General features: G+C 63.1%; 15 protein-coding genes and 1 riboswitch. Of the genes, 4 read left to right on the top strand and 11 right to left on the bottom strand.

The genetic code is table 11. From position 1 onward, the window contains the following. Positions 1-43 precede the first annotated feature (43 nt). The 10 genes from LJ738_RS01525 to metH all read right to left on the bottom strand — a co-directional run bounded on the left by LJ738_RS01525 (position 44) and on the right by metH (position 11,914). The gene (locus tag LJ738_RS01525; protein WP_227784568.1) at positions 44-394 is read right to left on the bottom strand and encodes a hypothetical protein; all 351 of its coding nucleotides are present in this window, start codon (positions 392-394) and stop codon (positions 44-46) included. Between the two features lie 149 nt (positions 395-543). Further along, on the bottom strand, positions 544-2,067 hold the full coding sequence (locus LJ738_RS01520; RefSeq protein WP_227784567.1) for a M20/M25/M40 family metallo-hydrolase: 1,524 nt from the start codon (positions 2,065-2,067) through the stop codon (positions 544-546). A 143-nt stretch (positions 2,068-2,210) separates the two neighbouring features. Continuing rightward, positions 2,211-2,357 carry an MFS transporter small subunit gene (locus LJ738_RS01515; RefSeq protein ID WP_227784566.1) on the bottom strand — a complete coding sequence of 49 codons (147 nt, stop codon included), beginning with the start codon at positions 2,355-2,357 and terminating at the stop codon, positions 2,211-2,213. A gap of 35 nt (positions 2,358-2,392) precedes the next feature. Next, on the bottom strand, positions 2,393-3,802 hold the full coding sequence (locus LJ738_RS01510) for an OFA family MFS transporter (protein WP_227784565.1): 1,410 nt from the start codon (positions 3,800-3,802) through the stop codon (positions 2,393-2,395). A 350-nt stretch (positions 3,803-4,152) separates the two neighbouring features. Further along, positions 4,153-5,316: a PA14 domain-containing protein gene (locus tag LJ738_RS01505; RefSeq protein WP_227784564.1), complete on the bottom strand. Its 1,164-nt coding sequence runs from the start codon at positions 5,314-5,316 to the stop codon at positions 4,153-4,155. A 61-nt stretch (positions 5,317-5,377) separates the two neighbouring features. After that, a complete protein-coding gene (locus LJ738_RS01500) occupies positions 5,378-5,818 on the bottom strand; it encodes a putative signal transducing protein (RefSeq protein ID WP_227784563.1) in 441 nt (146 codons plus the stop codon). Positions 5,819-5,848: 30 nt separating this feature from the next. Further along, positions 5,849-6,418, bottom strand: a complete 570-nt coding sequence (locus LJ738_RS01495) for a hypothetical protein (protein ID WP_227784562.1) — start codon at positions 6,416-6,418, stop codon at positions 5,849-5,851. A 138-nt stretch (positions 6,419-6,556) separates the two neighbouring features. Next, positions 6,557-7,039 (bottom strand): tetratricopeptide repeat protein, encoded by a 483-nt coding sequence (locus LJ738_RS01490; protein ID WP_227784561.1) that lies wholly within the window; start codon positions 7,037-7,039, stop codon positions 6,557-6,559. Between the two features lie 127 nt (positions 7,040-7,166). Beyond that, complete coding sequence (gene metF / locus LJ738_RS01485; protein ID WP_227784560.1) at positions 7,167-8,123, bottom strand: methylenetetrahydrofolate reductase [NAD(P)H]; 957 nt, start codon at positions 8,121-8,123, stop codon at positions 7,167-7,169. An 86-nt stretch (positions 8,124-8,209) separates the two neighbouring features. Beyond that, positions 8,210-11,914: a methionine synthase gene (gene metH, locus LJ738_RS01480; protein WP_227784559.1), complete on the bottom strand. Its 3,705-nt coding sequence runs from the start codon at positions 11,912-11,914 to the stop codon at positions 8,210-8,212. Positions 11,915-11,986: 72 nt separating this feature from the next. Next, a riboswitch (SAM riboswitch) is annotated at positions 11,987-12,096 on the bottom strand. Positions 12,097-12,202: 106 nt separating this feature from the next. Between metH and LJ738_RS01475 the strand changes: the two genes are divergently transcribed. Next, positions 12,203-13,153: an NADP-dependent oxidoreductase gene (locus LJ738_RS01475; RefSeq protein ID WP_227784558.1), complete on the top strand. Its 951-nt coding sequence runs from the start codon at positions 12,203-12,205 to the stop codon at positions 13,151-13,153. Positions 13,154-13,347: 194 nt separating this feature from the next. On the opposite strand, the gene LJ738_RS01470 is transcribed toward LJ738_RS01475, so the two are convergent. Then, a complete protein-coding gene (locus LJ738_RS01470) occupies positions 13,348-14,571 on the bottom strand; it encodes a molybdopterin molybdotransferase MoeA (protein WP_227784557.1) in 1,224 nt (407 codons plus the stop codon). Positions 14,572-14,737: 166 nt separating this feature from the next. On the opposite strand from LJ738_RS01470, the gene moaC reads away from it, so the two are divergent. The 3 genes from moaC to LJ738_RS01455 all read left to right on the top strand — a co-directional run bounded on the left by moaC (position 14,738) and on the right by LJ738_RS01455 (position 18,760). After that, on the top strand, positions 14,738-15,229 hold the full coding sequence (gene moaC / locus LJ738_RS01465; RefSeq protein ID WP_227784556.1) for a cyclic pyranopterin monophosphate synthase MoaC: 492 nt from the start codon (positions 14,738-14,740) through the stop codon (positions 15,227-15,229). 8 nt (positions 15,230-15,237) lie between these two features. Further along, positions 15,238-16,440: an NTP transferase domain-containing protein gene (locus LJ738_RS01460; protein WP_227784555.1), complete on the top strand. Its 1,203-nt coding sequence runs from the start codon at positions 15,238-15,240 to the stop codon at positions 16,438-16,440. Positions 16,441-16,510: 70 nt separating this feature from the next. Beyond that, the gene (locus LJ738_RS01455; protein ID WP_227784554.1) at positions 16,511-18,760 is read left to right on the top strand and encodes a S41 family peptidase; all 2,250 of its coding nucleotides are present in this window, start codon (positions 16,511-16,513) and stop codon (positions 18,758-18,760) included. Positions 18,761-18,846 lie beyond the last annotated feature (86 nt).

Genomic DNA, 18,846 nt, shown 5'->3' with positions numbered 1-18,846 from the left:
GATAAAGGATATTTTACAGCTCGAAAATAACCTAATACACGAATTATATAATTAGACTGTTCCCAAGTGATGCCGCCCGACCGTCCGGGCTGCTATCGGTTTGCTGAGCCCCGGCGAGGAGCCAGATTTCGGTGCCAGGCGGCAGCGTCGTGCCCTCCGGGCCTAAGTCGAGGAGAAGCCCGCGCTCGGTAGTTTCTCCCCGGGTAATTTCTTCCACAGTGCCGGTGCCTGCTAGGCGCCCGCCTGCGGGCAGCACGGCTTCCACTGCCAGGGCCGTGTGCAGCGGGTGAGCCGCCAGGTGCGGGGTGGCGGCGTCGGCCAGCGCCAGCAGGCCCAGCCCCGGCAGCGACCAGGTGGCGGCGACCCGCAGCAGAAGTAAGTCAGGAGCCGGCATACTTGCTGCTTAGAAGATTTCGGAGTGAGTGTACGGCTGGGCAGTAGCGCGGACTTTTAGTCCGCGAAGCAGTGGGTGGGCCGTAGCGCGGACTAAAAGTCCGCGCTACGGCCCGCAATTTTGGGGCACAAGTTGGGCTGGCCCGGGCGCTACTTGAGCAGCATGATGGCGGCCATGGTTTCTAGGCCCTCCCAGAGGTTGCCGAGGCGGATGTTTTCGTTTTCGGCGTGCTGGTTGTTGTCGTAGTTGGCCACGGGCACCGTGATGGTGTGGGCGTTGAGCTGCTGCTCAAACACGTATAGCGGCAGGCTGCCGCCCATGGTGGGTAGCACCACTACGGGGGCGGGCGTGGTGGTTTGCACGGCCTTTATCACTTGCTGGGCAATAGGCAAATCGAGCGGGGTACGCTGGGCATTATAGCCGGTCTCGGGCTGCACGCGCACCAGCAGGGGGTATTGGGCCCGCTCGGCATCGGTGGGCTCGGCCGTGGTGACGTGGTAGCCCTGGGCCTCGATGTGGCGGATGACTTTCTGCACCTGGCGCTGGGCGTCGTTGCCGGGCACGAGGCGCAGGTCGAGCACGGCCGTGGCCACGGTGGGAATGACGTTGGCCGCCTGTGCGCCCACGTTGGCGCTCTGCATGCCGTTGATGTTGAGCGAGGGCTGGTTGAGCAGCTCCACCAGCGACTGTCCCGTGCCGTAGGGGCGCGCAAAGCCCAGCTCCTGCCGGATGGTCTGGTCCAGGTTGGGCACCCGCGCGATGGCGGCTTTTTCGGCCGGAGTCAGCGGCGTCACGTCGTCGTAGAAGCCAGCCACGCGCACCCGGCCGGTGCTGTCTTCCATCGAGGCCAGCAGGCGCGCCAGCGCCAGGGCCGGGTTGGGCGCCCAGTTGCCGTAGTGCCCACTGTGCAGGGGCCGGCGGGGGCCGTACACTTTCAGGCTCATGTTCACGTCGCCGCGCGCCCCAAACACCACCTGCTTGCGGCCCGACTGGTGCACCGGCCCGTCGCAAATCACCCACAAATCCGACGCCAGCAACGCCTTGTGCCGGCTCAATATTTCGGCCAGGTGCGGCGAGCCGCGTTCTTCCTCACCTTCAAAAAAGAACTTGATGTTGACTTTCGGCTTGAGCTTGCCGGCCACCAGCGCCTGGTAGCCGGTCAGGATGGTCATCACGCCGGCCTTGTCGTCGGAGGCGCTGCGGGCGTAAAGGCGCCAGTCGGGGTTGAGGGGCTGGCCCGGGGCCGGGCGGACGGCCAGTTGCCCGCCGCGGTCGAGGGGCCCGTTGGCCAGGGTGGGCTGAAACGGGGCCAAGCCCTCGCGCCACTGCGCGGGGTTCACGGGCTGGCCATCGTAGTGGGCGTAGAAAATGATGGTGCGGGTGGCGCCGGGCGTGCGCACCTCGCCAAACACCACCGGCGGCACGCCAGCGGTGGGAGCCGCCAGCAGCTGAGTTTTGATGCCGCGGCGGCGCATCATGTCCTGCACAAACAGGGCCGTGCGGCGCAGGTTGGCCGTGTCGGCCGCCACGTTGGGAATGGCCACCAGCTGCTCAAACTCGCTGAGCAGCTCCTGCTCGTGCGCCTGCCGAAACTGCCGGACTTTTTGCAGCGGGTCGGTGGCTTGGCCGGAACCCAACAGAGTCAGCAAGGCCAGCGCGTATAGCTTTTTCATGGCAGCAAAGTAATGTGACGGCGGGGCAGTAACCAGTAGCATCCCCGTTGAGCTGGGTTGAGCCATTAAACTTGGCTTGGGCCAATAAAAAAAGCAGCCGGCGCGGGGCCGGCTGCTTTCCAAAGAATCGAATGCGAAGCTGCTTATTTGAACAGCGTGAGGGCTTTGATAAAGGTCTGCGATACACCCCAGAGCAGGGGAATGCCAACGAACAGCCAGGCAATGGCCAGCGACAGCCCCGAGCTGGCGCCGTCGGCGGTGGGGGCAGGAGAATTAGGTTGTGGATTCATGTCGTAATTTAGATAAGGGGGTGAAAGACTGGAGCCTAGTGGCCGCCGGCGGCTACCGCTACGGGTCCTTTCTCAAAATACCGTTGGTTTACCGCCGTCACGGCCAGGTTGGCCAAGAAGCCCACCACCAGCAAGCCTGCCATGGTGTAGAACACCGATTGGTAGGCCGCCGCGCCGGTGAAGCCTTCGGCTTTGCGGCTCTCGTGCAGGTAGTTTACAATCACCGGCCCGAGCACGCCGGCCGTAGACCACGCCGTGAGCAAGCGCCCGTGGATGGCTCCCACCTGGTACTTGCCAAAGAGGTCGGACAGATACGCCGGCACCGTGGCGAAGCCCCCGCCGTACATGCTAATAATCACGCAGGCCGCCGCCACGAACAAGCCCAGCTGCAGGTTGTGCCCCAGTGTGGGAATGAGGGCGTAAAGCAACACGCCCAGCCCGAAGTAAATCATGTAGGTGGGTTTGCGGCCCAACTTATCGGAAGCCGACGACCAGAAGAAGCGGCCCAGCAGGTTAAACAAGCTGAGCAGCCCCACGAAGCCAGCCGCCGCCGCCGCCGTTACGCCCCGGCCCGGGCCCATGGCTTTGTCCGAGAACGTGTCCTGAATAAGCGGCGAGGCCGTTTCGAGCACGCCGATGCCGGCGGTCACGTTCATGAGGAGCACCACCCACAGCAGCCAGAACTGCGGCGTTTTGATGGCATTGTCGGCCGATACGTTGCCGGAAGTAATCAGGGCGCTGTGCTCGGTGTTGGGCACGTAGCCCGCCGGCGTCCAGTCGTCGGCCGGCACCCGAATGGTCCAGACGCCGAACTGCATGAAGATGAAGTAGATAATGCCCAGCGTGATAAACGTGGGTGCCACGCCCATGGGCGCCGTGTCTTTGAAGTGCGCCATGAGGGCCACCGACAGCGGCGAGGCAATCATAGCGCCGCCGCCAAAGCCCATGATGGCCATGCCCGTGGCCACGCCCTTGCGGTCGGGAAACCACTTAATGAGCGTGCTCACCGGCGAAATGTAGCCGATTCCCAGCCCAATGCCGCCCATAAAGCCGTAGCCGAAATACAGCAGCGCCAGGCTGTGCAGCTTCACGCCCAGAGCGCCCACAAAGAAGCCGCCCGAAAAGCACAGGGCGGCCGCCATCATGGCCTTGCGCGGGCCCACCCGCTCTAGCCACTTCCCAAAAATGGCCGCCGACAAACCCAGCAGCACAATGGCAATGGAGAAAATCCAGCCGATTTGGCCGGGCGTCCAGTCGCCGGCGGCGGGGTGGTCCACATCGCCGCTTAGCAGGGCGCCCAGCGGCTTCTTGAACACACTAAAGGCATACGCCTGCCCAATGGCCAGGTGAATGGCCAGGGCCGCTGGCGGAATCAGCCAGCGGTTGTAGCCGGGGCCCGCCACGGTGCGGCTGCGGTCGAGCAGGGAAGTGGAATTGTCAGCCATGTAAGGTGTGGGAATTGAAGTGGAAGAAAAACGGGAAAAAGGCTGCCCTCGCACCCAACGACTACCGTGGATTGCAGCGAGCAGAAAGGTAACCGCCTTTTTAACAGATTGATTGTTTGCGATTCGAAAAGTTTGCTAAATAGCTATAGGCGGTTAAGCTCAACCAATGCCAGTGCCAATCCTTTGCTTACGGCCGGGAGTTATGCGCTGCGGTTGGGCTTGCCGCCGGCCAGGGAATCGAGGCGCTGGGGTACTGCCGAGCCTTATTGCTAGCCTGGCGTGCATAGAAAATTCCGGTGGCCAGGTCCTTTTTGGCGGATACGCCGCCACTCAAGCGGGTGGCAGTTGACCTACAGCCGCCGCAGCACCACCCGGCGGTTGCGGGGGCGTTGGGCCGGGTCGGCATTGTCGGCTACGGGTTGGGTGCCGCCGTAGCCCACGGGCCGCAGCTGGCCGGCCGCCACGCCGTGGGCCGTGAGGTAGAGGCACACGGCTTCGGCGCGCTGCTGCGAGAGCTGGCGGTTTAGCTCAGCATTGCCCACGTTGTCGGTGTGGCCTTGCACTTCAAGGCGCAGGTCCGGACGGCTGCTCAGCACGGCGGCCAGCCCGTCCAGGGCCGTGCGGGCGGCCGGCAACAGCCGAGCCTGCCCCTGGTTGAAATAGAGGTCGGGCAAGGTTACGCTTTCACCCACGCTCAGCCGGGCCAGCTGCGCAGGGCGGCTCGAGTCGGGTACTGTCCGAACGGCCGGGGCCGGCACTGGTGCGACTACCCGAAGCTGGGGCGCGGGGGCGGGCTTCACTGCCGGCCGGCGAGGCTTCACCGCGGCAGGCCTGGCAGCGGGCGCTGGGGGCGTCTGGGGCTGCGTCTTTGCCACAGCGGTCGGCTTGGGCGGCAAATTGGGCTGCACCGGCTGGGCCACCGGGGGCTTGGGGTTGTGGCTAAAGAGGTAGCGTTTGGGAATGGGCGCGGGCTTCGGCTTGGAGTCCATGAGCCCCCATAGGTTGTGCCAGGAGGAGGGCGGCGGGGACGCGTCGGGCCTATCCCAGGTAACCACGGCACGGGTGTCCATGCTGTATTGGCAATAGTCTATGCGCAAGCGGTATGGTTCGTTCGCCTTTAGCGCAACGGCCGCGGTGTAATTGCTCACAGGTTGGCCCCGCCATTCGTTGAGAATGAGCTTATCGTTGACCCATATGCGAATACCATCGTCTACGGTAACGTAAAAGACGTAGCGCCCGCTGGTAGGCGGCACCAGCCAACCCGTCCACCGCACCGAGAAATTTTCCGAGGGCATCCCGGCCGCGGGAGGTTGCTGCCCCCAGTTGAAATTCAGGCTTGCATCGTGACGGCTTAGTACAAACCGTTCGAAGTCGGTGCCCTCGTAGTAGTCTCCCTTAAGGCCATCACCGCCCGTCGGGGCCGTTTGTGCTATGCTGGGAACCGAGAGCAGCGCTACTAACAGCCGGCATCCCAATAGCGTTTGCCCGAACCAACGAATATTATTTTTGGCCATGCCACAACAACGATAGTTTGGCAAATCGTAGTATTCAATTCCCGCAATGTAACTGGTCGCGCTACTTAAACTCTTTGCCGCAGTGAAAGCAATGGTAGCGCTTGTCGCGTACCGGAAACCGCAGCAGCACCGAAAGCAGCGCCGACCAGAACCCGTAGGTATTGCGCGTGGCCGGGCCGTAGGCCACATCCGAAGAGCCGCAGCGCGGGCAGCGGGGCGTGACCGGGTCGGGAGCGTCGGCGGCGAAGGAGGCTTCGTCGGGGGTGGTGGCCAGCGGTACCGGTACCGTGCGCAGGATTTCCACGGCGGCCTCCGCATCGCGCTGCCGCACGTGCAGCCGCACGCCGCCCGTAATTGGGCTGTAGAGCGGCATCAGCGACACCAGGTGCTCATTGCTGAGAAAACACGGAATGCCCGCCGCCTCCAGCCGGGTACGGGCCAGGTTGGCCGCCATCGGCTCGTAATACGATTCGAGAAAGACGACGGAATCGGGGGTGGGCATGACCGGGGAGAAAAAAGCGAGTTCGGCAGATTACCGGGCCTGGGCCGCCTGCTTGCTTTCTGCGCTGATGCCTTTGGCCGTGTGGCCGGCCTGTAGGGTCACGAATTCGGCTTGCCGGGCCCGGATGGCAAGCTCATAGCGCGCCGGCATGTCCATGCGCACTTGCTTGAGCTGGTCGTTCAGGCGCTGGTACACGGCGCGGGCGTAGTCCCAGTCGCGGTCAGTCCAGGTGGCGCGCTGGGTGCGCACGGCGCCCACAAACTGAGCGTAGGCGTTGGGCAGGTCGGCGGGTGTCAGGGCGTTGATTTGGCCCGAATACGGCCCCATCAGCTTGGTTTCCATGGCCAGCTCCTGGCGTGGGTCGAGGGGGCGCGAGCGGCGGGCACGGTTGGAGGCGTCGTATCGGGCGGTGGCTTTGCCCACATTGGCCACCTTTTGGGCGGCTGTGCGCGCCAGCGTATCCAGTTCGCGGGCGCCCTTGCGCGCCACTTCCTGCCGCTCGCGCGGCGTCGAGTCGCAGCCGGTGAGCAGCATGGCAGCCACCAGCACGCCCGTAAACGCCTTGAATTCCATTCTAAAACCTTCCATCATTCGTTTCATAGTGCCGTGCAATAGGGGGGAGTAAAAGCTTCGCCCGGCCTTCTACGGCTGGGCTCGGCGAAAGGTAAGCGCCAGGAATACTCTGTGCGCCCAGCCCAGCGGGGCCGCTATGCCGGGCACCAGGCAGGGAGCGCGGCGCTATTGCCCGAGTAGGCCGCCTTCTTCCATTTGTTCGCGCAGGCTGAGCTGCTGCTCTTGTAGTCCCGGCAGGTGCGGACAAATAACGGCAAGCCGGCCCAATACCTTCAGGGCCAGGCGGTATTCGCCCAGCTGCTGCAAAATGCTGGCCTGGCCCCACAAGGCCCCAAAATGGCGCGGCTCGCGTCGCAGCGTTTCGGCAATATCATCCAGTGAAGCCCGGTATTCGCCCCGCAGATAGTAGGCCGTCGCCCGCTTGTTCCACGCTTCGGTGAAGTCGGGGTTGAGCTGAATCAGGTGGGAGAAATGCCGGATGGCCACGGTGTGGTCGCCGGCCTTGAGGGCGCGCATGCCGGTTTCCAGTTCCTTATCAAGGGCCGCGTCGCCAGTGGTCAGCCACAGCTGCCAAATTCCATTTTGCAGGGCCTCAATCTCGGCCGGCACCTTGGCCAGCCGCAAGCAGGCAAATAGGTCATCTAACATGTAACGACTATCATTTATCTGTTAACAAGCAGCTGGCCAATTACTCCGAGCCGGGCGCGGAGTAATTGGCCAGCCGTACCCCAAGGCATTACGAGGGTTAACTGCTAAATGATAATTGTTACAGGACTTAAAACAGCTCCTTGGCCACGCGGCGGATGCTTTCCGACTTGCCCATGGAGTAGTAGTGCAGGCAGGGCACGCCGTGGGCCATGAGCTCGCGGCTCTGGTTGAGGCACCACTCGATGCCCACGGCGCGCACGGCCTCGTTGTCGCGGCACTGGCTCACGGCTTCCACCAACGGCTCGGGCAGGTTGAGGTAAAATGCCCGCGGCAGCATGGAAAGCTGCGATTTGGTGGTGAGCGGCTTCAGGCCGGGAATGATGGGCACGTCGATGCCGGCCGCGCGGCATAGCTTTTCGAAGCGGAAAAACTCCTCGTTGTCGAAAAACATCTGCGTCACGATGTAGTCGGCGCCGCGGTCCACTTTGTGGCGCAGGTAGCGGATGTCGGCGTTGTAGTTGGGCGCTTCGAAGTGCTTTTCGGGGTAGCCGGCCGTGCCGATGCAGAAGTCGGTGGCCCACACATCGTCCTGCTCCTGGTCGAGGTATTCGCCTTTGTTGAGGTTGGCCACCTGTCCGATGAGGTCGCAGGCGTAGGCGTGGCCGTCGGGCTCGGGCTTGAACACGCCTTCGCTCTTGATGGGGTCGCCGCGCAGGGCCAGGATGGAATCGATGCCCAGGAAGTGCAAGTCAATCAGCGCGTTCTCGGTTTCTTCTTTGGTAAAGCCGCCGCAGATGAGGTGGGGCACGGTGTCCACGTCGAAGCGGTTTTTGATGGCCGCGCAAATGCCCACCGTACCCGGCCGGCGGCGCACGGTTTTCTTCTCCAGCAGGCCGTTGGGGTGCTGGCGGTACACGTACTCCTCGCGGTGGTAGGTCACGTCGATAAACGGCGGCTTGAACTCCATCAGCGGCTCAATATTAGAAAAGAGCGTGTGGATGTTCTCGCCCTTTTTCGGCGGCAGCACCTCGAAGGAAAAGAGCGTTTTGCCGTTGGCGCGCTCCAGGTGTTCGGTAACTTTCATATAGTAGCGCGGACTTTGTAGTCCGCGTCTGGAAATAGGTGTAGCTCGGCCGATAGCAGCCGCTTCGGGTCGGTGCAATACGAGGACTACAAAGTCCGCGCTACAGGTTCATAATTTAAATTCGGCATCAACCAGCGCTCCAGCTCGGCCAGTTCCATGCCTTTGCGATGGGCTATGTCGGCCACTTGGTCCTTGCCAATCTTGCCAAGGCCGAAGTAGCGCGAATCGGGGTGCGCGTAGTACATGCCGCTTACCGACGAGGCCGGGTACATAGCCAGGTTTTCGGTGAGCGTAATGCCGGTTTTCTCACCCGCGTCGAGCAGCTGGAACAGGGTGATTTTCTCGGTGTGGTCGGGGCAGCCGGGGTAGCCGGGGGCCGGGCGCACGCCGCGGTATTTCTCCTGAATGAGGTCGTCGCCGGTGAGGTGCTCATCGGGAGCGTAGCCCCAGAACTCGCGGCGCACCCGCTCGTGCAGACGCTCGGCAAACGCCTCGGCCAGGCGGTCGGCCAGGGCCTTCACCATGATGCTGGAGTAGTCGTCGTGGTCGGCGGCAAACTGGTCGAGCAGCTTTTCGATGCCGATGCCAGCCGTAACGGCAAAACCACCCATGTAGTCCTGGCGGCCGGATTCTTTTGGGGCCAGGAAGTCGGAGAAGGCAATGTTGCGGATGCCGGGGCCTTTCTCGCCCTGCTGCCGCAAGGTGAAAAACTCGGTGGCCACCGTCTCGCGGCTGTCGTCGGCGTAGATTTCGATGGTATCGTAATCGACGGTGTTGGCTGGCCAAAAACCGAGTACGGCCCGGGCCGTGAGCAGCTTGCCATCGATGATGCGCTTGAGCATGGCCTGCGCGTCTTCAAAGAGTTTGGTGGCCGCTTCGCCAAGGTTCTCGTCGGTGAGGATGCGCGGGTAGCGGCCTTTCAGCTCCCAGGTGTGGAAGAAGGGCGTCCAGTCGATGTACTCGGCCAGTTCGGCGAGGTCGTAGTCTTCCAGCACTTTCGTGCCGAGGAAGCTCGGTTTGGTGATACTGGTGGTAGCCCAATCCGACTTGAAGCCGTTTTCACGGGCGGCCTCGATGGTCAGGTAGTTCTTGTCGCGCTGGCGGCTGGCGTAGTCGGCGCGCAGGGCGGCATAGTCGGCAGCAACGGTTTCGGCATAGGCCGCTTCGCCGGAGCCGAGCAGGCCCGCGGCCACGCCCACGCTGCGCGAGGCATCGTTCACGTGCACCACGGGTCCGCTGTAAGCGGGCGCGATTTTCACGGCGGTGTGCAGGCGTGAGGTGGTAGCGCCGCCGATGAGCAGGGGCACTTTCATGCCGCGCTTTTGCATGGCCTGGGCCACGTACACCATCTCATCGAGCGAAGGCGTGATGAGGCCGGAGAGGCCGATGACGTCCACGTTCTGGGCCTGGGCTTCGTCGAGAATCTTCTCGAGTGGCACCATTACGCCGAGGTCCACGATGTCAAAGTTGTTGCAGGCCAGCACCACGCCCACGATGTTCTTGCCGATGTCGTGCACGTCGCCTTTCACCGTGGCCATCAGGATTTTGCCGGCCGTCTGGCGGTCCGAGCCCTGCTTATCGGCCAGCAAATACGGTTCGAGGTAGGCCACCGCTTTCTTCATCACGCGGGCCGACTTCACTACTTGCGGCAGGAACATTTTGCCGGCGCCAAACAGGTCGCCCACCACGTTCATGCCGGCCATCAGCGGGCCTTCAATTACGTCGAGCGGGCGGGCCAGTTCCTGGCGGGCGGCCTCGGTGTCTTCATCAATGAATTCGGTGATGCCCTTTACCAGCGCGTGCGCCAGGCGCTCCTGCACCGGCAGGCTGCGCCAGGCATCGGCCACTACTTCGACTTTGCCTTTTTGCTTCACGGTTTCGGCAAATTCCAGCAGGCGCTCGGTGGCGTCGGGGCGGCGGTTGAGCAGCACGTCTTCCACCAGCTCCAGCAGGTCCTTGGGCACTTCGTCGTACACCGCCAGCTGGTTGGGGTTTACGATGCCCATGTCCAGCCCCGCCCGGATGGCGTGGTAAAGGAAGGCCGCGTGCATGGCCTCCCGCACCACCTCATTGCCGCGGAAGGAGAACGAGATGTTTGATACACCGCCGCTGGTGAGGGCGCCGGGCAGGTTCTGCTTAATCCACCGCACGGCCTCGATGAAGTCGATGGCGTAGTTGCGGTGCTCCTCCATGCCGGTGCCGACAATGAGGATGTTGGGGTCGAAAATGATGTCCGAGGCCGGGAAATCGATGCTCATCAGCAGGTCGTAGCTGCGCTGGCAGATTTCCTTGCGGCGCTCCAGCGTGTCGGCCTGGCCGTCCTCATCGAAGGCCATCACGACCATAGCCGCGCCGTACTGGCGCACGGTGCGGGCCCGCTGCAAAAACACTTCCGGCCCTTCCTTGAGCGAAATGGAGTTGACAATGCTCTTGCCCTGCACGCACTTCAGGCCGGCTTCCAGCACGCTCCATTTCGAGGAGTCTATCATCACCGGCACCCGCGCAATGTCGGGTTCCGACGCGATGAGGTGCAGGAAGGTCGTCATGGCCTGCTCCGAGTCGAGCATGCCTTCGTCCATGTTGATGTCGAGGACTTGGGCGCCTTCTTCTACTTGCACGCGGGCCACGGCCAGAGCTTCCTCGTAAGCACCCGTGCGAATGAGGCGGGCGAAGGCGCGTGAGCCCGTCACGTTGCAGCGCTCACCCACGTTCACAAACAGGCTTTCGGGCTTGATGGCGAACGGCTCCAAGCCGCTCAGGTGGGTAGCGGGCGGGATTTCGGTGGGCAGCGGGCGGGGCTTGTACTGTTCGGCCAGCTTGCTCAATTCGGCAATGTGCTGCGGCGTGGTGCCACAACAGCCGCCCACCACCGTCACGATGCCGTCCTTCAAATAGTCTTCAACTAAGGCCGCAAATTCCTGAGCTGACTCATCATAGCCGCCAAACGCGTTGGGCAGGCCGGCGTTGGGATAGGCCGAGATGTGCACGTTGGAAATGCGGCTCAATTCCTCCACGTACTGCTTGAGCTGGTGGGCGCCGAGGGCGCAGTTCAGGCCCACGCTTAGCAGCGGCAGGTGGCTGATGCTGTTCCAGAATGCCTCTACCGTCTGGCCCGAAAGCGTGCGGCCCGAAGCGTCGGTGATGGTGCCCGAAATCATCAGCGGCACCTGCCGGCCGCCTTCGTCGAAGAACTTCTGCACGGCGTAGAGCGCCGCTTTGGCGTTCAGTGTGTCGAAGATGGTTTCGATGAGCAGTGTGTCCACGCCGCCGTCCACGAGGCCGCGCACCTGTTCCAGGTAGGCCGTGGCCAGCTCGTCAAACGTCACGGCGCGGAAGCCGGGGCGGTTCACGTCGGGCGAGAGCGAGGCAGTGCGGTTGGTGGGGCCCACGGCGCCGGCCACGAAGCGCGGCTTGTCGGGCGTGGAGTATTCATCGGCCGCTTCGCGCGCCAGGCGGGCCGATTCGTAGTTGAGCTCGTACACCACGTGCTCGAGGCCATAGTCGGCCTGGGCGATGGTGGTGCCGGAGAAGGTGTTGGTTTCCACCATGTCGGCGCCGGCCGCGAAGTACTCAGTATGGATGCCCTTGATGATGTCCGGCCGGGTGAGGCTCAGCAGGTCATTGTTTCCGCGCAGGGGCTTGGGGTGGTCGGCAAAGCGAGCGCCGCGAAAGTCTTCCTCGGTCAGCGGATGGCGCTGAATCATGGTGCCCATGGCGCCGTCGAGAATCAGCAGGCGCTGGCGGAGCAGGTCGGGAAGAGGGGAGGGAGCGGCGAGGGTGGCGGTGGGCATTTCTTTCGGATTGAAGTACGGGCAAGCAGCGCGTATCCAGAAAGAAACCCGAACAGTATGGTTCGGTTCCGGCTGTCATCTTCTTTCACCTAAAAAACGCGGTGAAACGGGAGTTGGCACCTACTCGCGGTAGGTTGCCAAGACGTCATCGGGCCCGGTCCCTCGGTCTTTCTGGATAGCAGCGTAGGGCGAAGATACAGCCGGAAACGGGAAGTCGTTACGGGTGCCTGCACAACCTAAGGCGGCCCGGCCCAGTTAAGCTGTGCACTAATTACACAACTTCGAACCATGGCAAAACAGATGAAAGCCGCCTTCTTTACCGAATTCGGTGGGCTCGACAAAATTCAAGTGGGCACCCTCGACGTCCCCGCCGTGGGGGAAGGCGAAGTGCTGGTTCGGGTGAAGGCGGTCGGCGTCAACCCCGTCGACTCGGCCATTCGGGCGGGATACCTGCAGCAGGCCCTGCCACACGTGTTCCCCATCATTCCCGGCTGGGACGTGGCCGGGGTGGTGGTAGAGCGCGGCTACAGCGCCCGCCGCTTTGCTGTGGGCGACGAAGTGTACGCCTACGCCCGGCGCCCCACGGTGCAGCACGGCACCTTTGCCGAATACATCGTGCTGCCCGAAAGCTACCTGGCGCGGCGGCCCCACAGCTTGAGCTGGGAGCAGGCCGGCGGCATCCCGCTGGCGGGCCTCACCGCTTATCAGTCGCTGTTCGATGCTGCCAATCTGCAAGCCGGCCAGACCGTGCTGATACTCGGTGCCTCGGGCGGCGTGGGTAGCTTCGCTATCCAACTGGCCAAGGACAAAGGCGCGACGGTAGTGGCCGTAGCCAGCGAGAAAAACTTCGCCTACATGAAGGAGCTGGGGGCTGATTTCACCGTCGATTACAAGCAGGGCAACGTGGGCGAAGCCGTGAAAGCCATCGTGCCGGCGGGAGTGGACCTGATTTACGACTGCATCAGCGGCGAAACGCTCCCGCAGAGCTTGTCTGCCCTGAAGCCGGGCGGCACGCTGGTTTCCATCCTGCACAATGGCCAGGGGCTGGGCCCCAGCATCAACTTTCGTTACGTTTTCGTGGAACCCAATGCGGTGCAACTGGAGACGCTGCAGCAACTAGCCGATGCCGGCAAGCTGAAAGTGAAAGTGAGCAAGACCTTTCCACTGGATGAAACTGCTGAGGCGCTGAATGAGATTGATTCCCATCACACTACTGGCAAAATTGTCATTGTGCCTTAACCAACTGCTCAAAAAACAGAACGTCATGCTGAGCGCAGCCGAAGCATCTCGCTCGCTTCGTTGAGCTGATTTGAATACTGCTGCACGCGAGATGCTTCGGCTACGCTCAGCATGACGTTCTTTTAAAGCGATTTTTGTGCTATTATCCTAGTTAGCTGCGTGTATTTATTGCCCTCTGTTCATAATCAGCCATTCTATAATGCCCACGCGGGCCACACGCTGCCCGCCGGAAACACCGCTGGCTCCGGGGGCAGCTCCAGAAACGCAGTAGCCCCAAGCAAGCCCGCTAAGTCGCCGGAGCCGCCCACGCGCAGCGGCGTAGCCAAGCGACGGCCTTCCGCATCCACAGTCAGACGCACGGGTACGAAGTGAGCCAGCTGAGGCTTAAAATTGATGTCGATGGTAAGCACAGCAGGAGCAAGCGCTTCGTCAGTAGCTGTCTTTTCGGAAGCTTCGGCGGGCTGCATGCAGGCGCGTAGCCAGGGCCGTACGTAGCGGCAGGCCGTGAGAAAGGTCGAAACCGGATTGCCCGGCAGGCCGAACACAACCGGCCCCTCGGCGCGCGCGCCAAACCACATGGGCTTGCCGGGGCGCTGGTTCACCTCGTGGAAAATTTCCTTCACGCCCAACTCGCGCAGCAGGCCGGGCAGGTGGTCGGCGCGGCCCTTGCTCACGGCGCCGCTCAGCACCACGGCATCGAAGCCCGCGCCGAGGATGTTGGTCAGGCCCAGGCTTAGCTCTTCCCGGTCGTCGGGCAGGTGAAACAGCGACACGTCGGCCCCGACTTGGGTGAACAGGGCTTGCAGCGCATACGCATTGGAACGCCGAATCTGGTGGGGAAGGGGCGTTTCGCTGATGCCCACCAGCTCGTCGCCGGTGCTGATAACGGCAAGGCGCGGGGCGCGGGTTACGGCTATTTCAGCGGCACCTACGGTGGCAGCTACGGCGAGCTCGGCGGGGCCCAGGCGGGTGCCGGGCTTGAGCAGCACGTCGCCCCGGCGGCGGTCGGCGGCTTGGCCGTGGATGTTGACGCCGGGCGCGGGGGGCGGCGGGATTTGGATGGTGGCGCGGTTGCCATCCAGCAAAATGTCTTCGTAGCGCACCACCACATCGGTGCCGGGCGGCAGGACGGCGCCAGTCATTACCTCCACAGCGGCTTGCGGGTTTTGCAGGGGCTGGGGCGGGGCGCCGGCGTACTGCGTGTGCTCAATTTCAAACTCGGTCTGGCCCGCAGCCCAGGCGGCGTGCGCCACGGCAATGCCGTCCATGGCCACCCGGTTGAAGGGCGGAAAGTCGCGGTCGGCCACCAGGTTTTCGGCCAGCACGCGGCCGGCAGCGTGGGGCAGGGGCACGGTTTCGGTGGGGAGCGGACGGGCGGTGGCCAGCACGCGGGCAAAAGCTTCGGCAACGGAGAGCATAGGCAGCGCCGCGCGCGGCGGCCGGAAAAGTAGGGCAAGCGCCCGGTTGCGAAACGGCCAATGCGCATTTTTGTTGAACGAAGCGCCCGGCCGCCGGTTGAGCAAACCTAGGCCAAGAAGTCCTAGCGGCGGTCACCAACCATTTTAATCCGTTGAATCCTTGCCCATGCTATCCGATAAATTCACCCACGTGAACGCCGCCAACCAGCCCACCATGGTCGATGTGGGGGCCAAAGCACCGACCCGCCGTGTGGCGCGCGCCCGCTGCCGCGTGGTGCTGGGCGCCGAATTATTGAGCCGGGTGCAGGCCGGCGAAATGCCCTCGCACAAGGGCCCGGTGCTGCACACGGCCATTCTGGCTGGCATCATGGGGGCCAAGCGCACCTCGGAGCTCATCCCGCTGTGCCACCCGCTGGGCCTCGACGATTGCAAGGTCAGCATCGAGCCCGATGGGCCCGACGCCCTGCGCGTGGAGTGCACCGCCGTGGTCACCGGCCGCACCGGCGTGGAGATGGAAGCCCTGACCGGCGTCACCGTGGCGGCCCTCACCATCTACGACATGTGCAAGGCGTTTTCGCACGATATTACCATTGATAGCGTGCAGCTTGTGGAGAAAACCGGCGGCAAGCACGACTTCCATCGCGCCGAAAATTTGTAAATTCCACCATGGACAGTCATTCAAGCACAACCGCAAAACGTACCAAACACGCCGCCCTGGCCCGTCCCGATATGGGCGAATTTGGCCGCCACGAACTGGCCATTCTGGGGGCACCCTGCGGCGATATTCAAGCCCTGGTAGCTCAACTGCTGCCGCACCTGGCGCCGGCCCTGCGCGTAGCTTATGTGGATGCCGACCACGCCGCCGGCGATACGGCTGCCGCTGAAGCAACTTCAGGCACGGCCGCCCGCCCCACTCCCTACGTGGCCGAAAATGGCCTGTCGGCTGAGTTGGTTGATAAAATCACGTATCGCCAGCTCAACCTGACCCGCGCGCTCGACAGGTTCTCGCAGCCTGAGCTGCTGGCCCACGAAAGCGTGGTGCTGGTGAACGGCAACCACTTCCGCGCCCGCCAGCAAGTTGTCATCGTGGACCCTCGTAAGCCGCTGGACAAAAAGCTCGACCGCCTTACCGACGTGCGGCTCATCCTGCTGGCCGACGGCCAAACGGACCTGCCCGCGGTGCTGGCCGAGCACCTGGCCAGCGCGCCGCTGCCGCCCGTGCTACGCCTGGCCGACACGGCTGGCATCGCCGCCTTCATCCGGCAGTGGTACCTCGTGGCCGTGCCGGTGTTGCGGGGCCTCGTGCTGGCCGGCGGCCGCAGCGAGCGAATGCAAACCGACAAGGGCAAGCTGCACTACCACGCTCTCGACCAACGCCAGCACACGGCCGCGCTGCTCGGCGAGTTTTGCCCCGACGTGCGCGTGTCCGTGCGCCCCGACCAGGCCGCCGAATTGCCCACCGGGCTCAAGCCGCTGCCCGATACCTTCCTGAACCTGGGCCCACTGGGCGGGCTGCTGTCGGCGTTCCAAGCCGACCCCAACGCGGCGTGGCTGGTGCTGGCCTGCGACCTGCCCTTCCTCACCCGCCACACCCTGGAGTTTCTGGTAACCCACCGGCAGCCCGCGCGGGCGGCCACGGCCCTGAAAAGCCCCTGGAACGACTTCCCCGAGCCGCTCGTGACCATCTGGGAGCCGCGCAGCTACGGCCAGCTGCTGCGCTTCTTGAGTCTGGGCTACTCCTGCCCGCGCAAGGCCCTGATTAACTCCGATATAGAGCTGCTGGAGCCGCCCGTTCCCGCCGAGCTGCGCAACGTGAACACGCCTGAAGAACGCGAAGCGGCCAACCAGGAACTTAAAATTGCCCAATAAATCAGAAGTACTATACTAATGGGCTGCGGTAACGAGTTACCTTGGCCTATTCTGTGGACTTTCCTGATTTATGAAATCTTTCTATTTGACGGTTTGGCTGCTGCTGGCCTTTTGTACAGCGGCTTTAGCCCAAGTGCCTGCTACTCGTTTAAACCTCGACTTTGAGCAGGTAAATCAACCGGCGAAGCAGCCCCGGGGGTGGGTATCGCCCGGCACTGATGGATACTGGATGGCCGCCGATTCGGTGGTGCGCCACGGCGGGCGCTATGCCTTGCGCCTGCAATCCCAGGGGCCGCGCCCTGATAAGTCGTTTGGGGTAGCCAGGGTGACTGTTCCAGTCAATTTTCAGGGTAAAGCCATTAAACTGACTGGCTTTATGAAGACCCAAAACGTGCAGGACGGATACGCCGGCCTGTGGCTGCGGGTAGACGGCGAGGCCAGCACGTTGGCCTTTGACAACATGAGCAAGCAGAATGTGCACGGCACCACGGACTGGCAAGCCTACACCATCACGCTGCCGCTGGGCGAGCAGGCGGAAACCCTCGTGCTGGGCGGGATTTTGCCTGGCTCCGGCACCATGTGGCTAGACGACCTGGTGCTGACCGTAGACGACCAGCCCCTGGCGCAGGCCCGGCCCAAAGTAGCTCAACTTTTCAAAGCCGATTTGGATACGGCCTTCCGGGCCGGCTCGCGCATCAAACTGGATAATCTCACCCAGCAGCAGGTGGAAAACCTCGCGGTATTGGGCCGGGTCTGGGGTTTTGTGAAGTACTACCACCCCGCCGTGGCCCGGGGCGAATACAACATGGACGCCGCCATGCTGCGGGTGCTGCCCCAGGTGCTCAAGAGCGAAAACGCTGCCAAGCGCAACCAGGTCCTGAGCACTTGGCTCACCGGTTTTGGCCCGGTGCCCGCGTGTGCTTCGTGCCGGGAGCCGGCCCCGGACAGCCTCCGCCTACAGGCGGACCTGGCGTGGCTGCAAGACAAAAAGCAGCTTGGCGATGCCCTGAGCAAACAGCTGGAGTACCTGCGCCAGAACCGCAACCAGGGCAAGCACTACTACGTGCGGAGTGCGCCAGGAACGGGCAACCCGCTTTTTGAGCATGAGTACGCCTACGCCACGCCCGAAACGCCCGACGCCGGCCTGCGCCTGCTGTCCCTGTACCGCTACTGGAACATGATTGCCTATTTCTTCCCGTACCGCTACGCCAATGGGGAAGACTGGCAACGCGTGCTGCCGGAATTTATCCCGCAGTTTGCCTCGGCTGGCACCCCGGAGCAGTACCGCCTGCGGGCCCTGGCCCTGATTGCGCGCATCCACGACACCCACGCCAATATTTACGGCAACGACAAGGTGCTGGGCAACTACCTGGGCCGGTACTATGCGCCCGTGCAAGTCCGTTTTGTGGAAGGCCAGGCCGTGGTTACCGACTATTATAACGCCGCCCTGGGCGCTGCGACTACGCTGCAAAAAGGCGACGTAGTACTGGCCGTGGCCGGGGTGAAGGTGTCCGATATGGTAAAAGCCCGCCAGCCGCTCACGCCCGCCTCGAACGAACCCACGCAGCTGCGCAACATTTCCAAAAACTTGCTGCGCGGCGCGACCGAGCAAGTGGAACTGCTGGTGCGCCGCGACGGCCGCGATTTTCCGGTCACCATAAGCCGCTACCTCCCCAAAGAGCTAAACCTCGCCGTGGACACCGGCACGCCGTCGCCCATCGCGCCGGCGTGGCAACTGCTGCCCAACAACATCGGCCATCTCAAACTGGGGACCATTCACCAGGCGCAGCTTCCTGAGATAATGGAAGCGGCCAAAAACACCAAAGGCCTGGTAATTGACATTCGCAACTACCCTTCGGAGTTCATGGTGTTTGCGCTGTCGCAGTACCTGCTGGCCCAACCCACTAAGTTTGTCCGCTTTAGCCGGCCGGTCATTACGTACCCGGGCATGTTCGAGCGCATACCTGGGCCCACCTTGGCGGCGGGCAAAGGGACGGCGTACGCGGGCAAAGTGGTTATCCTCGTCAACGAGCTGTCGCAGAGCCAGGCCGAATACACTACTATGGCGTTCCGCACCGTGCCGGGGGCGAAGGTGGTGGGCAGCACCACGGCCGGGGCCGACGGCAACGTGTCGTTCATCACCCTGCCCGGCAATATCTCTACCGCCATTAGCGGACTGGGCGTGTACTACCCCGACGGCCGCGAAACCCAGCGCGTGGGCATCGTGCCCGATGTGGCGGTGGCGCCCACCATCCGGGGCATCCGCGAGGGGCGCGACGAGGTGCTGGAAAAAGCCGTGCAGCTCATCGAGCAGCCCTGATGCCGCTTGGCCCAGGGCCGAAGTTGAGCCAACGGCGGAAGGATTTCCTGCGCGCCCAACCACAAAAGGTAACTCCCTGAAAACCT

Source organism: Hymenobacter plasmatis (assembly GCF_020711255.1).
Classification (GTDB): Bacteria; Bacteroidota; Bacteroidia; order Cytophagales; family Hymenobacteraceae; genus Hymenobacter.
The sequence above is the reverse complement of the archived record's forward strand: the minus strand, read 5'-3'. Positions and strand labels throughout refer to the sequence as shown.